This window comes from Rhodopirellula islandica, from assembly GCF_001027925.1.
Taxonomy (GTDB): Bacteria; Planctomycetota; Planctomycetia; order Pirellulales; family Pirellulaceae; genus Rhodopirellula; species Rhodopirellula islandica.
The window spans coordinates 304,621-320,134 of record NZ_LECT01000016.1 but is presented as its reverse complement, the minus strand read 5'-3'; the positions used below and the strand labels follow the sequence as shown (position 1 = coordinate 320,134).

The following is a 15,514-nucleotide window of genomic DNA, read 5'->3' as shown; positions in this document are numbered from 1 at the left end:
TGAAAACAGATGGGCTGGACGGGGACGGTGCCTAATTCGGAACGTTCGAGGTCTCGGCTGTCGTTTCCGCGTCCATGCTCAGTTTGCCTCGCAATCCATTCTCGGGGGCTTCGCCTCCCAGGGCTCGGGTGATCAGTGTCACATTGTGATCAATCATGCCAGGGTAGGTGCCCTCGTAAGTGCCCGCTTCGCCAGCGGCGTCAGAAAACAGTTCCCCGCCAATTTTGACCGCGTGCCCACGAGAACGGGCGCCATCGATCAAGGCTTGAATGCTTTTCCCATTCACACTGGTTTCAACAAAGACGGCGGGGACCTGTTTCTCAACGATCAAGTCGACGAGTTCGTTGATGCGTTGCAGCCCGGCTTCTGAGTCCGTTGAAATTCCCTGCACACCCATGACCTCGATCCCGTAAGCGCGGCCAAGGTAGCCAAACGCATCGTGCGAGGTGATCAGAATTCGTTGGTCTTCAGGGATCGTTGCCAGGGCGGCCTTGGCGTCCGCTGCGAGGTCTCGCAAATCCGATTGGTAGTTTGACGAATTCATCGCAAACGTATCCAGGTGTTCGGGCAACTGTTCCCCGAGGACTTCCGCGACTTGGTTGGCGGTGAGCGACCACAGTTCGACATCGAACCAAACGTGCGGATCGGGGTGGCCGGTTTGCTGCGAATCAGACAAAAGCTTGTCGTGATCCAAATCCTCTGTCACTGCGAAAACGGGTTTCGATTTCCCGACCTTCGCAAAGGTGTCCGACATTTTTCCCTCGAGCATCAAACCCGAATAAAACACCACATCGGCATCCAAAATTTGAGCCACGTCATCGCGAGTCGTCTTGTAAAGGTGCGGGTCGACGCCCGGACCGAGCAACACGGTGACTTCGATTGCGTCACCACCGACCGCTTTGACGACGTCGCCCACCATCGCAGTGGTGGCGAGAACTTGCAGCTTGCCGCTTTTGGGTTTGCCGGATGAGTTGGTGCATCCTTCGGTTGCCGCAAAGGCGAGGATCAACATCGTTCCGGCCATCAACACGGTTGCCCAGCGAGACGCCGATGATCGGGTGGATGCCCGCGGTGAATGCTCGGTCGAAATCGCTGAATTCATTTGGAGGCCTGTTTTCTTTCTTGGAGCCATTGTTCCACCGCGATTCGATTGGACGGGAATGCCATGTTGTTGAGCTCACGCTTGGTAGGCACACACCATTTGAACTCAGACAGTTCAGTGGGTTCCAATTGAATCTTAGCGTTCGTGGGAACTTTGCAGACAAAGAACAAATCGATCACATCAGCGGTCACGCCGGCGTAGGTGTAAGTGTTGGGGCCTGTCGTCAACAGCGTCAACTCGGTCACTTTCAACTGAGTCTCTTCGATGACCTCACGGCGCAGAGCTTCCTCGATGGACTCGCCTCGATCGACAAAGCCCCCGGGCAAACCCCATTGGCCTTTGCCAGGGTCGCGTGCACGACGAACAAGCAGCAATTCCTGAGCTTCGTTCACAATCAGCCCGCCGACGGCCGCGACGGGGCCAAAAAAGAACGCGAATCCACATTCTCCGCAGCGAAACGGGATGGCTCCGAGATGCTCACTCGGTGTTTGGCACGAGGGACAATAGCGGAACGCCTGTTCGATCGGTTCTTGCGAACGCCTGCTGGGCTTGGGGCTTGCCTTGCGAACGCTTTTGACAGCGGACTTTTTCGCAGCCTTCTTCTTGACCGACTTCTTCACCGTCTTGCTGGCGGATTTTTTGGCGTCGTTGCCACTCGCTTGGTGGGCGGCAGGATGTGATTTGCGTGTTGATTCACGGGAGGACTTCTTTGCCGATTTCCGCGAAGCAGACTTCTTGGCTGTTTTTTTGACGGTGGCCGCGCTTGGTTTCTTCTTCATGGTTCAACCTCCTCGTCGGTCATTGAGAAAGCGACGATGGATTCGGTGTGGTAGTGCGCCGCACGCAACACTCCTGCACCGCTGAGACGCGTTCCGAGGGTTCGAAGTTCTTCGATCGAGTGGATGACACCCATCCCGAGTGATTCAACCACATCGTCGTCGAGTTGGCAGTGCAGCAGCACGTGACCATCGGCAATCAATTGACTCCATTGCCGTGCCAGAGGTGTTTCCGCGTCCCAGCTTTTGAACGCCGTGTCCTGGTCCAACTTGGCTGGGTTGCTCGGTTCCAAATCGGCCGTGCCCGAGTCGTCTTCCTCCTCCTCGTCGTTGTCTTGGGAGGCGTCGCTCTGGTCCGGATCGGACTCGATGCCGATCGGTGATTGACCGAGTTCTCGCAACCACACCGGGCCGGGCGGCGTTCTGACTTGCGACCAAATCACAATCGTTCCGGCCGGTGTGACGTGACGCCCGGCTGCGATTGCGGCCCGCGCCAGGTTGGCCCAGGTCTGCGAGTTTTCGTCTCCATCGAGAGCCGCAACGACCATTTCCGCGGTCGGGACGGTCTCGCTGATGGCGTCCGAAGTGATCGCGGATTCGTCGCGATCCCAGGACTCTTGGTCGGCCGTCTCTCCGCTGGCGTACAGGTTGGCCAGCTCATGGCGCAAGGCATCCGGGGTGCCGGCGATCAATCGACCGAGTTCACCGGCTGCGTCGGCGGAAACCAGCATCATGACTTGCACGCCCAGCAACCAAGCGGCTTCCGAAGGTTCCGTGGTGGATCCGATCTGGTAGCGGTGCTGCGTCGCCGCATCCGCGAACAATGGGAAGATGCCGGTCGGATCAACGTTGTTGATCGCGTCACGGGATCGAGCGGACAGAATTGGCAACGTGAAGTCAGCGTCGACCAGATCCTTGGCCAGGTAGACCGCCTCGGCGTTTTCGTCCGCGACGATGTAACGCAAATTTTCGCGTCGGTGTGGTTCGTGGCGGACCACTTCCACCTTCATCGGTTTGAGGGTGGTTTGGTTGGCCTGGACCGCATCCAATTCTTGCTGCAGTCGAGTCACCAAGGCTTCGTCGGCCTCGTTCCAGAGCACCACGCTGACCTTGCCCGCATTGGCTTGCCCGAGCAAGGCAAGCACGCCCCGCAAAACATCCGAAATTCGCGGGACATTGGGGTCAACCGCCAAAGCCACATGGTCGCCGGGAACAATCGCCTCGAACACTGTCGGGAAGTCCGCCGGCGTCTGCAACATGCTCACGGCGAGTTTCGTGATCGCCTCCGGTGAATCATCGGTGGGTTGCGAACGAGCGGAGAACGAACCCGCCACCGCGGCGGGCCTCAACTCCCATAATTCACCCTCGACTGCCCCACGGTAGTGCTGGGCTGAGACGACTGGCAACGAAACACGTTTCATGGAACAAGTGGCTAAAATGAACGGGATGACCAATTGGATCAGGGCGACCCTCACGGCGCTGAGATCGAATGCGGTTATCGTATCGAATCGTGGTTCCTGGGGTGACCCCAGCGAATCGCAACCAAGCGGCTCTCTTCCTCTTTTCTGGCGATTGCGATGACTCAACTCCTTGCTGAACAACCGCTCGTGGTTTCAATCATGCTGGGGGTGTTGGCCGCCGCGTTGATTTTCAGTTGGTTGCAAACGGGCAAAAAGGCATTGGCCATCGCCGGCTTGGTCTCCGCCGCCTTGATTCCGTTGGCTTGGGTGATCGCCGGCAATTGGGTGACGGACGAGGAACGAATCGAAACCTTGATCTACGATGTGGCCAAGGCCGTCGAAGAAGAACGCTACGACGACGTGGTCGAGCTGATTGGTGCCAAACAAACCCAGACGCAAGCTGGAACCGAACTTCAACGCTATGAATTCGAAGTCGCCAAAGTCGGCAGCATTCGATCCATCAAAATGGTGCAGGGATCCTTGCCACCACAAGCCAACGTGGACATGACGGTCAAGGTGACCGTCAGTGAAAAACGCGGGTCGATCAAGAATGTTTCCATTCCCAGACGATTGATGCTGACATTCGAGAAAAGTGGCGATCCCAATGCGGCCCACGGCGGTTGGTTGGTGTCGGAATACGCTCACTTGCCAATTGTGGGCAAAGCCGATGCCTATTCAACGGGGACGTTTTGATGCCTGACGATTCTCACCATGCGGAACCATGCACAGCGGAACCCGCTCACCCGTATCCGGGTCGCTTGATCACGCTCGATGGAATCGACGGGGTTGGGAAGTCATCCCAGATCGAGATCTTGGCCGATCGTTTGCGATCCGAAGGCCGCGAGATTCTCTGCGTGCGAGACCCCGGGTCGACTGACCTGGGAACGAAATTGCGAGCGATGTTGCTGGACAGTGATCTGCAAATGCATCGACGCACCGAAGCGATCTTGTTCATGGCCAGTCGCTGTGAAATGATCGAATCGACCTTGCGATCGGCGCTGGCCGATGGGGTGACGGTGATCAGCGACCGGTTCTTGCTGGCCAACGTGGTCTATCAGAGCGTTGGTGGTGAAGTCGATGCGCAAACGCTGTGGCAACTCGGCCGACTCGCGTGCGGTGGGGTTCAGCCGGACGTGACGCTGTTGCTGGATTTGCCCGCCGAGATCTCGATGCAGCGAGTCGGTGGCGAAGCTGATCGCATGGAGTCACGAGGCGTCGATTACATGGCCAAAGTTCGGCAAGCCTTCTTGGACGAATTGCCCAACGCCGGTGGTCGCACGCACGTCATCGACGCCTCGGGAACAATCGATGAAGTCGCCAAAACCATCGCAGCGATCGAGCTGTTCTGATTCAGTCTGTAGGTCTCTCGTTCCCGCACACCTGAACGGCATCGATCGTTGCAATGGCAGCCGCCGGGCGACGGAACATTTCAGAATGTGGCTAGGACGCTACAGGCTGTTTTCAGATTTGCCGAAGACGCCGGCTCACCAAACCCGTTCACTTCAGCCGACGGCCGTTAGGCCCAGTTGTCACGCCAAAATTCAAGCCAAGCCAACCTTCCAACCAACCGCAAACTCGCCCACCATTGTCCACGTCAACCGCAACGCTGCTCACAAAATCTCCGCTCGCGTGCTTCCACGGTCCAGAATGTCAGCAGAATGGAGGTCTATTCTGGGCGTCTGAATGGCAACGATCTCGTCGCACGGCAATTCCCGGTTGGAATATGTCGAGCTAAGTTCCCGAAAGAGATCTCCCCATACTATTTCCATAATCTGAAAGAGCTTCCTGCGTTTCCGCTCTTTGGTACACTGACCTTTCCGTTTTTTATGGACCCCGCGAAAATAGCCATTGAGAGAATCAACTCGGAACGAAGTAGTCCAACAGCCAACCAAAAAAACGTTCGCGTACAATCGAAGGGCGCGGGATTCATGCATAGGCGAATGGAAACAACAATGAACCCCGTTTCCTCTGATTTCGTCATGGTAAGGGGCATGGGTACGCGTAATCTTATGTTTGGTGAAGGCGACCTTGGTCGTTTCCATTGTGCCGTTAAGATCCTGAGGCAAAAAGTTCGGCTTCATCATTTGGCAGCATTAGAAAAGTCGGCCGTGTATCTGCTGTTTGAATCTCCCTCGCGAGATTAAGGTTTGGATCGCCGAAGACACCGTGCCATTCGAAAGCCCAAGTTCTTCAGCGATCCTTTTGTGAATTCCGGTTTGCCAAGGCTGTTCTGGAAGCTTTTGGAATACCTGTTCGACTACTTGTTCGCTTACTTTCTTATGTGCGACGGCAGATGCGACCGTGTTGAACGTTATAGTCCCATTTCTTGCCTCCTCTTTAAGGCACTTGTTGATGCACTGGAGTGCGGGGTCAGTGCCGTTAAAGTAGTGCCGGATGCTTCCATCCATATTCCTGTGGGTTCCGGCCAGGATTTCGTTCGTGGTGACGTACTCATCGCCGGCCCAAAAATGGAAACTCGGTTGTAAACAATCAACTATCTCGTTCTTGAGAAACGTGATGTCGGTTATCTGCCTAGCGTTCATAGAGGAATTGCTAATATCCTCTCTTCTCAGGAAAACCTCGAGCTGATCGCAAACGCATTCAACAAACGAAGCTGTGTCAGTAAAAAGTTTTTCAATGTAGTCATCAGCGACATCAACCGTCTTGGAAACGGTCTTGTAGGTTCGTCGATAGACTTTGTCCGTCCTCCCAAGACGATGCACTAAGAGGTGCCTGCGGTCATGATACTCCTGCATAACAGAATAGCCGGGAGAAATGCAGGATAAATCGATGTCAAAGCGTCGCTTGTAATACTTGATAACCTCCTTGAATCCGCCGCTGCTCAGTCGTCTAGTTTCGCGATCGATGATTCGGCCGAGAATTTTCGCAGGGCTGCTATTGGCAATTAATTCGTCCTGTGACATCTCAATTCGCAGGTTTGGGTCCATGAATGGTCTCTTTGTAACCACAAAGACGTCCTTGACTGAATCGACCAAGAACACTTCAAGTACTGAAACGACCCGCACCAACGTGAGCTCGCACAACATCGTATGCAATCGCTTGCGTTGAGACCTTTTCCCTAAAGATGTATCGTGCGGGGAAACGTCCACTTCGTTGGTCTTTAGCTGTTCACGCAATTGAGGTGAAGTGTAGCGAGCCTGCCATATTTCTTCGGCAATTTCATACGCCCTCTTCGTGCTGTCGAAAAAGCTGCGAAGACTCTCTAGTTCACTTCGCATCACTCTGTGTGATTTGAGTTTCATGGGGCGATCAAAGAGGGCGGGGGTCATGAACGGACAGATGAAAGCAACAGTGAACGCCATCCCTTTCGATTTTGCCCAATGGCTTGAAATGCAAAACGCCTTCCAAGCAAAAATATTAGCACCTCCCCCGCCAGGCAGCAACGATTGAGCGTCTTTGGTGTCGGCGGAAACGGAAGAAGCAACGAATCGCGGTGAACGCATCCATCGCCGCCGAGGACGTTGCTACTGATCGCCGTTCGCAGGTGGCCTCATCTCGGCCCGGTCAGGGCTGGCAGCTGAAGCGGACGACTCGATTGACAGGAATGACTTCGACTTGCCCGCCAACCTGCGTGATAGTGAAATAGTCGGCGCCGAGGACAGCCGACTCAACCTCCAGGTCACTGAACGTCGACACGCCACCGAGACCATCGTCGACCGTGTACTGAACGGTCACCGCGTGAAAGGTATGACGGTCGGCCAGAGGCAAACCCTTCCAGAACAAACCACACGCCATAAAACCGCAAGCGAAGCTGGCGGCGGCAATGAGAATGAGTTTGCGTCGATCATTCATTTGGATGTTCATCGGCGATCGGAAATGACGTGGAGCAATCAAAAGGGAGCGGGGCATGAGTGAGCGAATAGAAATCGCAATGCCCCCGTCCCCTTCGATCTCAAGTAGCTCAATTCTGGTCAGAATCAGAGTCGGTCGACATTTCCTTTGGGACAGTCGTTCTTGGAAGCAAACGAAGCATGGACTCCACCTGCCTGAGCGATTCTTGCGTTTCGGGATCGGACAACAATTTGAGTGTTTCGTTTGCCGAACGAATGGTAGACGGGAGTGACGAGATCCCTTTGGCTACGTCGTCCCCGACAATATTCGAGTCCTGAAGCGTTTTCTGGAAATCATGAAACAATCGGTACGCAAATGTTTGGCTCAGTTCGACCGTGGTTGTGCCCTGTCCCGTCGCTACGGTCGCACCGTCGATGACCACGTTGTACGATCCCGAAAACTCGAAGCGAATGACTCCCTCACTTGGACGAGGATCGGTCTCAGTAGTTGGCTCGTCAGCGTAAGTGGTGGGCGAGCAAAGAACGGTTGCAAAAACAAGCAATCCGGTAAGCATGGAAATGGTGTGTTTCGGCATTGATAGCGACCTGCGGAATGAATGGTGAATCTTGATGTGTTCGCAAACGTCGCAATTCGCGGAGCGTCGGACCTCACGGGGCACGGAGAGACAGCGATCCATTGCTAGAACGCTGGAAGCCGTGCTCTCGTGCATGTCATGGTTCCCCGTCCGCTCCCGTACGAAGCGAGTGGACGGCAACAATCCGCATCGGGCCGGGCTCGGCGTTGTCAAAGATGCCAGTTTCGAGAGATTGGATAGCGTAGTCAAGCGAGTCGATAAGACAGTGCGAATTCACTTGGACGTCAGTCGCGACGTGGTTGCACGACAACGGTGAGCATTCGGGCGAGTTCTGCATCGAGTAACAGACGATGTCATATCCGAGCAGTGTCGATGCGGTTGCTGGCAAAATATCCGTCTTGATGTCCAGTTCAGGTCCGAAGTCCCGCCAGGTGTGATCGTCGTTGTCGAATTGCTGCGGATGGGCCTCGTAATACACGAAGGCAAGGTCATCCAACGAGATGCCGTGCTGCGTACAAAGCCTAGTAATGTTGGAAGGCCGGTCGAAGAACCAGAAGCCGTTGTGCTTCCAAAAAGTTATGTAGTCCGCAAAGTCCGGTGAGATGCAGTCTGACACGGCGTAGACGTCGCGGACCGATGGTACGCCCAGCCAATCGGGACGCTCGACGATACGTTTCGCCATGTAGCCGAGTGCGATCATTGGCATTCAGTCGGGTAACGATATGATTATCCCCGGTTGGTCCGGAGATAAGTTGGATGGAAGGGTGTTTTCACCGGTTGCGTTGTCCCGTCTCAGGTTCGCAATCTCGGACTTATCGCTGGTTGCGCTGCCCTCACCTAACGTGGTGGTGCAGCACGCCGATGTCAAGCTTTTTGTTTGTCTGAGAATCGGGGTTCGCTGGGCGAACGCAACCTTTGCCCGCCAAAATGTGATTCTCGATTCGTCAGGGGCAACCGGGCAAAGTCCCAGGGGCGGTGCAACTGGCTTCGATGAAACTGGCCGTTGGTCGGTTGTCCACCTTGGCCAAAAGCCATGCTCAACATAGCCAGTGGGCAACGCCCCTGGTCTTGTGCGGCGCCACCCGCACGCTTTGGCCAAAGGCCGAATGAATCATTCATCGAACGCCTCACTCAGGAAAGGTGTAGTCCGGGTTGGTGGGATCGAAATCGAGGTCGGTTAACTTTGGGTTCACAACCAAGTCGTGGTACTCGTACGATTCGATCAGGGGCGGCGTTTCGCCTTCCGATTCTGGCCAGCCAAAGCTGCGGAAGCTGACGATCAGTTTCTGCTCTTCGTCGATCACGACTTCCGCCAACGAGAAATCATCGGGTTGGTCGCTCGGTTGGGATCGTTGGATCTGCAGCAACGTCAATGATTTTCCATCGAACGGATGGCCTTCCGTGCGAATCACACGGACGTCGGGATTGTCAACGTCGCGAGACCCACGCTCAATCAATTTGCGGACCAGATTCGTCAGCCCCAGCTCGGTGATCGGATAGCGTTGGCCTCGCATGGCGAGGAAATTGGTGGGTTCGAGCTTGGCGGTCATCATGCTGCCAAGGAACCCGGCTTCACGAACAAGAAGCTGGCCGTCGTTTTGGTCCTCGATCCAAATCACCTCCCGTCCTTTCGCGGACTCGGGTGTTTCGAATCGCAAGTAAGCACGCAGGCCTTGGCCGGGCTCGCCACCAACGTGTCGCGTTCGGATCTTCATGAACATCTCCGACGGTTCTTGCAGAACGCCGTTGCGGTCCTGTTCGTGTTTGATCATTCGCGTTGTGTAGCCGTCGACGTTGTCGATCAAGTGCTGCAGCGATTCCTCCGCGAGCTTCAGCACCTCTGACATGGGAACTTCGACGGAGGCTGATTCGGTCGTCCCGTCGTTTTGAGCGTTGCCAGAGGACGAATGGGGGCCAGGTGACGAAGGGGAGCCGATCACGGTCGGTGGATTGGCGACGGAACGCGGTACACTTTTCCCGCGGAAGAACCAACCCAGCCCCAGTCCTGCGAAGAAACACAGCAGGCCGATCAGGCAGGTTCGACGCCGGCTGCAGCAAGAAACATTGGCGTTGGAGTGGGCGGAAGATGAATCGGAAGCCATGAAAGCAAACACCGGAAGAGAATATGAAAAAACCTCTCTGGATTCACCTGTGATCAGGCTCGCCCAGAGAGGTTTGAAAGGTCATTGATTCAGGTCATCTGACAGTGCAAATGAACAGAATGACAAGGGTTCGGCTCAGAAGCCCTGGTTCATTTTGGCTTGCTGAGCTTGGCGAGCGGCAGCACCGATGGCTTGCAGCATGCCGTCACCGATGATGAACCGGCTGATTTGGCCGTTTTCGATCGCTTCGGAAACGATTCGCAATTCACCAGCGTCATCGGCTCGTGAAAGAGCGTCGATCATGGCGGCGATCGCATCGTTGTTCTCGATCGATTGAGCAAACTGAAGGATTGGCATCAGGTTGACTTCCAGTTGCATCAACGTGTTGCCCGACGGAGCCACGGGTGTTGCTTCCGCGTCGATCAATTGCTTCATCAATGGCAGGCTGTCATCGCCCAAAGCAACGTAGATGGCTTTGGGGCCAGTTCCGATGTGAACGCGAACTTGTTCGCCGAAGATCTTGCGAACTTCGTCTTCGTCAGCGGGCACGTCGGCTTCCACCAAGTGCATGTTGACGCCCTTGTAATTGTTGACGTCGAACTCAAAGCGAGGTGCGTCACCGCGACCTTGAACCTTGGCAGCGACATCTTTGACGATGCTGGCGGCTTCGCCACCGTCGGAAACAAAGGCCCCCATTGCGAATTGCAATTTATTGGCATCGGTCAGCAACAAGGCACCGAAGTCCGACTTGCCTTCTTTGGCCGAGTCCATCATCAATTCAACCACGCGGCGAATCATGTCTGTCGCTTCGGCTTGCTCGGATTCGCTCAGCTTGTCGGTTTGGCTCAGAGCCGATCCCAGCATTTGCATGGCACCGTCGACGCTCGTTTGAGCTTGTTCCAAAGCCTCGGGGCCAATCGAACTGGCGAAGTGAACGTAGCCGGCGGCATCTTCACGAATGACACTGCTGTAAGCCGACGGGATCGGTTTTTGCCCGTCGTAGATGCGAGCCAATTTGGTTCCGGCAACGGCGGTGAATTCGGTCTCGAGCATGATGCGGCGATTGGCCGAATCAATGTCGATTCCGATCATCAGTTCTTTGGTTTGATCGATGACTTGTTCGAGTTGTTCGATCGATTGAGCGGCGTATTCCAAAGCGGCTTCGTCGCCGTTTTGTTGCTGCTTCATGGCTTGGTCAAAGCCTTGGCGAATTTGCCCGATCAAGGCATCACGCATTGGCGGCGGGATCTGTTGGACGTCCAAGCGAACGGCGATGTCGTAGTCCGTGCCCATCTCGCTGATGATGGCCGAGGGGTCGGCGGGAGCACGGTCCAGCACGCTGCGGTTGCGAGCCAAGACAGCCCAGTTACCGACTTGGCGGATGAACACCGTGTTGGCGCCGATGGCGATCACCATGGTGCCGTCGTCCAGTTCGTCGGCGGGGCCGACTTGAGCTTCCATGCGTTTGAGCACGGTTTTGACATTGGAGGTTGGCAACAACGCGATGGGTTCCGGAGCACCGTCGATCAACGGGACGACCACACCAACCGGTTGAGAGGTGTCGATGCCTTGCGTGAAGGTTCCGGCCATCATGGCGAACATGCCTCCCAATTGAGGCTGGCCGATCGCACCACTGAGGTAGTTCAAGTCGCGGGTCAATTGGTCAATGCTGCCCAACGTGACCACGACAACGGGTTCAGTGGATTGTCCCGCCACGGCACTGCCGCCACCGGGAGTCAATTTTTCTTGAGCCATCACCGAAGTGAACGGTGAGGCGATGCCTGCGACGGCGACCAAAGCGGCCAACGCGAACGTGGCAACTCGAGAAATGCCTGGGCGGGCGGGTTGGAAACGGGCGTACGACAATCTCACGGGTGCGTCCTTTGTCGGATCAAATTGGAAACTGAAAGGCAAGAGCTTCAACTGTAAGGCCGCGTCATGTCAGGAACAGGGCGCGTACGAAGAAAGGTACCCAGGCCAATTCGCTGAAGTTTCAGCAATGTTGGCAATTTGGGCGAGTTTCTTCTGGGTTCTTTTTTACCTAGTTGAGCGGGACGGCGGCGTCGGTTTCGTCCGCCAGGCCTGCTTCATCGTCCAGTTCTTCCTGGATTTCACGCTCCAGTCGAGCAATCGCGAGCCGAATCAACCGCGTTTCACGACGCGCGACGGACAATTCCGCCTGCAGTCGTTCGAGCTGGCGTTTCTTGTTGGTTTTGAACAACCGGGTGGCGACGCCCAAGATCACCAGGGCTCGGAAGCCCTTGAGCGCCGTGCCTCGCAAGCGATAGGCCCGAGCAAGCTTGGCAATTTGGGGTATTTTCGCAAGTTTCGCCAAACGAGTTCCTCGAACCGCCTGCATCGATCGCAGGAACGAGAAAAACGGCAGCAAGATGATGGCCAAGTCGACCCAATTGTGGCGGATGTACTGAAGCTTCTTCTCCGCAATGGAAACCATCAGAATGAATTCTGCCGCGAAAGCAAACCAGATCACTCCGGTGCCGATGTGCAACGCGATTCGCAGCCATTGATAACGTGCGACTTGGTCTTTGAGAAAGAACTCCGTGATCAACACCGGCAAGATCAACAGCGCGATGCCGATCATCGGAATGCTGAAGTGTTGCGCCAAACGCCGCCTCAGCCGTTTGTTGGTTCGTTGCCACGACATGCCGGGCAACCACAACTGGCCATGCATTTCGTAACTGCGAGCACACATCCGCAGGGAAGGGCAAATGCAAAACGTCAACGTGTAGAAGTGGAACCATCGCATGGACGGTGTTTTCGGCCGAATGATCCAGTGGTAGACGGACTCCAGGATCACGATGGGCCAAATCGCCAGCATCGAAACAATCGCGAGTTGTTCGAACCACATTCCCAAGTAAGTCGAATCAACCCGAATGACGTATTGATCGACGTCCGCCTGAGTGGCCGATTCGCGAAGATTGGGAACGTCGACCCACATCACGATCAAGACCGCTTGGCACACCAAGAACAACATGGACAGCGCAAACATCCACGGCGCTGTCGCTCGCGCGATTTGCGTGTGAATGGGGGAGTGCAAATGCGACGTCATGAAGTGCGGGTGCCACCAGCGAAAACTTGCCAAACCGAATTGGCGGCCTCGACATCATCCTGCAAGGCCGCTGCACGACCATAGACGATTCGGTTGTACGCATCGACGACCTGGACCGCCGATTGGCCGAGAGTCGGGAATTGCACTGCGACTCGGCGGACAAATTCAGACGGCGTTTCGTCCGGAGATCGCTCGACGCCTTGTTCTCGGCACCATGCTTCCAAAGCCTGAAACGTGACAACCACCACCCGACGCGGATCGGGATCCCCAGCCGGATTTCGAAACGATGCAAATGGTCGCGGTGGCGAATCCGGCTCCAAGCTTTTCTTCTCGATCGGTTTTGGAGCGGACGGTTCTCGGTTTTCATCCGCAAAGAGGTTGTCCCACCACGCCAGAATGGCGTCCAAGTTACGAACGACAAAGAACGCGATGAACGCAAACAACGCCAGGAAAATCACCCATTTCAGCATTCCTGCCATGGTGCTGAACACGCCCCCCAAGGACGGCGAGCGATCGGGCGGTGGCTTGGTCCGAGCCGAGAGCGGTTCCTGTTGGTTGCCCGTGTTTTGATTCGGGGTGTCGTCCGAGGGCGACTCGCTGTTGGATTTCGATTGCTCGGATGTTTGAGGCTCCTGTTCCTGCGAATCAGGCGATTGGGATTCCTCCGCGGCATCGGTGTCGGAGCTTGAGTTCTCGGGTTCCCCACTTTGCGAATCGTCGTTGGCCGCATCTGCCGCATTCGACTCGGATGTTTTCGACTGCGATTGGTTGGGTGGATCGGTTTTGGAGGAGGATTCGCTCGGTGAGGGGGGTGACTGGTTGGGAGGCGCCTTGCCTTGGTCTCCTGACTTGGGCCCTGGTTGTCCGGGCTCGGATTGGGGGGGGGTGCCCGAGTTCTTGGAATCGTTGGCCGCGGGAGACGGGCTCTTCGACGACTCGTTTTTTTCACCGCCGGCGGGTTGGTCGCTGCCGGGGTCTTGCCCCTTGCCTTGCTTCTTTCCGCCGGGATCACTGCCCGCAGGTCCATCTTCGCGGTTGCCCTTTTGGCCGCCGGCTTTTGCACCGGGTTTGGTTTCACCGCTGGGAGAACCGTCTGGGCTGGTTTCGGATGACTTCGCGTCGTTCTCGTCGCTGATTTCCGCGCCCTCATCGCCCCACCCGTATTCGCTGGCAGACAGCGGCGACCGATTGGTGAGGAACTCGGGGGCCTTCAGCGAAGCAACGGCCTTGCCGGGCAACGGAGCGATGTAGGCGATCATCAGGATCACCCCGATGATGACAATGCCACCTGCAAGCCATGCGACGGTTGCATCCAAAGGCATCTCGGTCTGCCGTTGTCGCAGATAACGCCGAAGGTTCAAAAACGAAGTCACCACGAGCAGTGACAACGCAGAAAACAAATAGAGCGTCAGAAGGATTCGAGCCAGGTTCCAGGTTTTTGAATCGCCACCAAGAAAAAACTGGCCCAGACCAAACAGCGGCAAGGCCCCCAGTGCCAGCCACAACACGGTTCGACCTGGTTGGTGCCCGGCAGCAGGGTTCTTGGCTGAGCGTTTGGAGTTGGACTGGGAGATCGCACTGGCGTCATTCGCGTCGGTTGCCGCATTTGATGGCAAGACGTCGGTCTGTTGTTTTTGTTGTCGTCGAAGCTTCAGAAACGACAAACCACTGTCGACCAGTCCCTGTCCGCTGCTGTCGACGGCATCATCGACGATGGTGCAGTCGTGAACGATCTTGTCGGCCAAATAACCGACGACCCACACGATCCCGATGGAAAAGATCGGATCGCCAACGTACCGAATCAGGACGAAAACCGTCGCGACGCCCAAAGCAATTGCGTACAGGGAGGAGTACTGACGATCGTGTTCGATGGTGATCCGGGCCACCGCAGTGGCTCCCATCGTGTACATCAACATCGTCCAGACCAACGCGCCCGAGTACCCGCCGGAATACAGGACGATGCACAGGAAGCTGGCCAGACTGAACAGCATCACGAAGATCAACACCGGCGCAATCGCGATGGCGGCGTAGTCGGCGGCGGTGTGATGCAGTCGGCTCAAGAAGATGCCGTGTGGCTAGCTGGCCTGCCCGTGCGCGGCGTCACCGGCTTCGTTGGGATGAGACGCTTTCCATCGCCGCATGGCAGGTTCAATCGTACTCATTGGAACCCACCGCTGCCGCGTCTTGGAGCTTTGCACCAACGTTTCCGGAGAAATTTTCCCCCGGTCGATACGGAGCAACATTTCAGGTTCGCTGATGGGACCGATCCGTTTCGTCGTATGAAACCATCCGTGACTCATGTAATACCATTGGGCACTCATATGCACCTCCACTATGTTTGCGGAACAACCTTCAGCTTAGTGCTTTTGTCATCTTGAATACAGCTAATTCTGGGGTGATTCTTGCGCGGCAAGGGTGGTCAGTGCGCCTCTAGGGGGGCGTGGTTTGAATGCAAGTTCCCTCCGAAATCGTCTTGTGATGACGGTGATGAACCCAGTACTTTGGCGTTGGACGATTCAAGTTGGATCTCGAAGAATCGGCCACCCTGTTGGGTGGTGATTATCACAAAAGCTGGTTTTCAAGTGATGGGGCAAGGCGAAACAAACGCGCGGACAAC

General features: G+C 55.9%; 13 protein-coding genes. 2 read left to right on the top strand and 11 right to left on the bottom strand.

Going from position 1 to position 15,514, the window contains the following annotated elements:
* Positions 1–31 precede the first annotated feature (31 nt).
* The 3 genes from RISK_RS08325 to RISK_RS08315 are packed head-to-tail and all read right to left on the bottom strand — an operon-like array spanning position 32 to position 3,299.
* Positions 32–1,102: a metal ABC transporter solute-binding protein, Zn/Mn family gene (locus RISK_RS08325; RefSeq protein ID WP_047813784.1), complete on the bottom strand. Its 1,071-nt coding sequence runs from the start codon at positions 1,100–1,102 to the stop codon at positions 32–34.
* A complete protein-coding gene (locus RISK_RS08320; protein ID WP_047813783.1) occupies positions 1,099–1,881 on the bottom strand; it encodes an NUDIX hydrolase in 783 nt (260 codons plus the stop codon). The genes RISK_RS08325 and RISK_RS08320 overlap by 4 nt, the downstream gene beginning before the upstream one ends.
* Positions 1,878–3,299, bottom strand: coding sequence for a hypothetical protein (locus RISK_RS08315; RefSeq protein WP_047813782.1), 1,422 nt, complete (start codon positions 3,297–3,299; stop codon positions 1,878–1,880). Before RISK_RS08315 ends, RISK_RS08320 begins: the two co-directional genes overlap by 4 nt.
* A 156-nt stretch (positions 3,300–3,455) precedes the next feature.
* Between RISK_RS08315 and RISK_RS08310 the strand changes: the two genes are divergently transcribed.
* A complete protein-coding gene (locus tag RISK_RS08310; RefSeq protein WP_047813781.1) occupies positions 3,456–4,031 on the top strand; it encodes a hypothetical protein in 576 nt (191 codons plus the stop codon).
* Positions 4,031–4,687 carry a dTMP kinase gene (gene tmk, locus RISK_RS08305; protein ID WP_047813780.1) on the top strand — a complete coding sequence of 219 codons (657 nt, stop codon included), beginning with the start codon at positions 4,031–4,033 and terminating at the stop codon, positions 4,685–4,687. The genes RISK_RS08310 and tmk overlap by 1 nt, the downstream gene beginning before the upstream one ends.
* A gap of 744 nt (positions 4,688–5,431) precedes the next feature.
* Here the strand turns inward: tmk and RISK_RS08295 are convergent.
* From RISK_RS08295 to RISK_RS08250, 8 genes are all read right to left on the bottom strand, one after another.
* Positions 5,432–6,802: a hypothetical protein gene (locus RISK_RS08295; RefSeq protein ID WP_150122521.1), complete on the bottom strand. Its 1,371-nt coding sequence runs from the start codon at positions 6,800–6,802 to the stop codon at positions 5,432–5,434.
* Positions 6,803–6,863: 61 nt separating this feature from the next.
* A complete protein-coding gene (locus tag RISK_RS08290) occupies positions 6,864–7,151 on the bottom strand; it encodes a hypothetical protein (RefSeq protein ID WP_236696145.1) in 288 nt (95 codons plus the stop codon).
* Positions 7,152–7,861: 710 nt separating this feature from the next.
* Positions 7,862–8,425 (bottom strand): hypothetical protein, encoded by a 564-nt coding sequence (locus tag RISK_RS08280; protein ID WP_047813776.1) that lies wholly within the window; start codon positions 8,423–8,425, stop codon positions 7,862–7,864.
* Positions 8,426–8,852: 427 nt separating this feature from the next.
* Positions 8,853–9,827 carry a DUF1571 domain-containing protein gene (locus tag RISK_RS08270; protein WP_047813774.1) on the bottom strand — a complete coding sequence of 325 codons (975 nt, stop codon included), beginning with the start codon at positions 9,825–9,827 and terminating at the stop codon, positions 8,853–8,855.
* 135 nt (positions 9,828–9,962) lie between these two features.
* The gene (locus RISK_RS08265; protein WP_047813773.1) at positions 9,963–11,750 is read right to left on the bottom strand and encodes a hypothetical protein; all 1,788 of its coding nucleotides are present in this window, start codon (positions 11,748–11,750) and stop codon (positions 9,963–9,965) included.
* 118 nt (positions 11,751–11,868) lie between these two features.
* Positions 11,869–12,897 (bottom strand): hypothetical protein, encoded by a 1,029-nt coding sequence (locus tag RISK_RS08260; RefSeq protein ID WP_047813772.1) that lies wholly within the window; start codon positions 12,895–12,897, stop codon positions 11,869–11,871.
* Positions 12,894–14,957: a DUF4129 domain-containing protein gene (locus RISK_RS08255; protein ID WP_047813771.1), complete on the bottom strand. Its 2,064-nt coding sequence runs from the start codon at positions 14,955–14,957 to the stop codon at positions 12,894–12,896. Before RISK_RS08255 ends, RISK_RS08260 begins: the two co-directional genes overlap by 4 nt.
* Positions 14,958–14,972: 15 nt before the next feature.
* Complete coding sequence (locus tag RISK_RS08250) at positions 14,973–15,197, bottom strand: hypothetical protein (protein WP_047813851.1); 225 nt, start codon at positions 15,195–15,197, stop codon at positions 14,973–14,975.
* Positions 15,198–15,514: the final 317 nt, after the last annotated feature.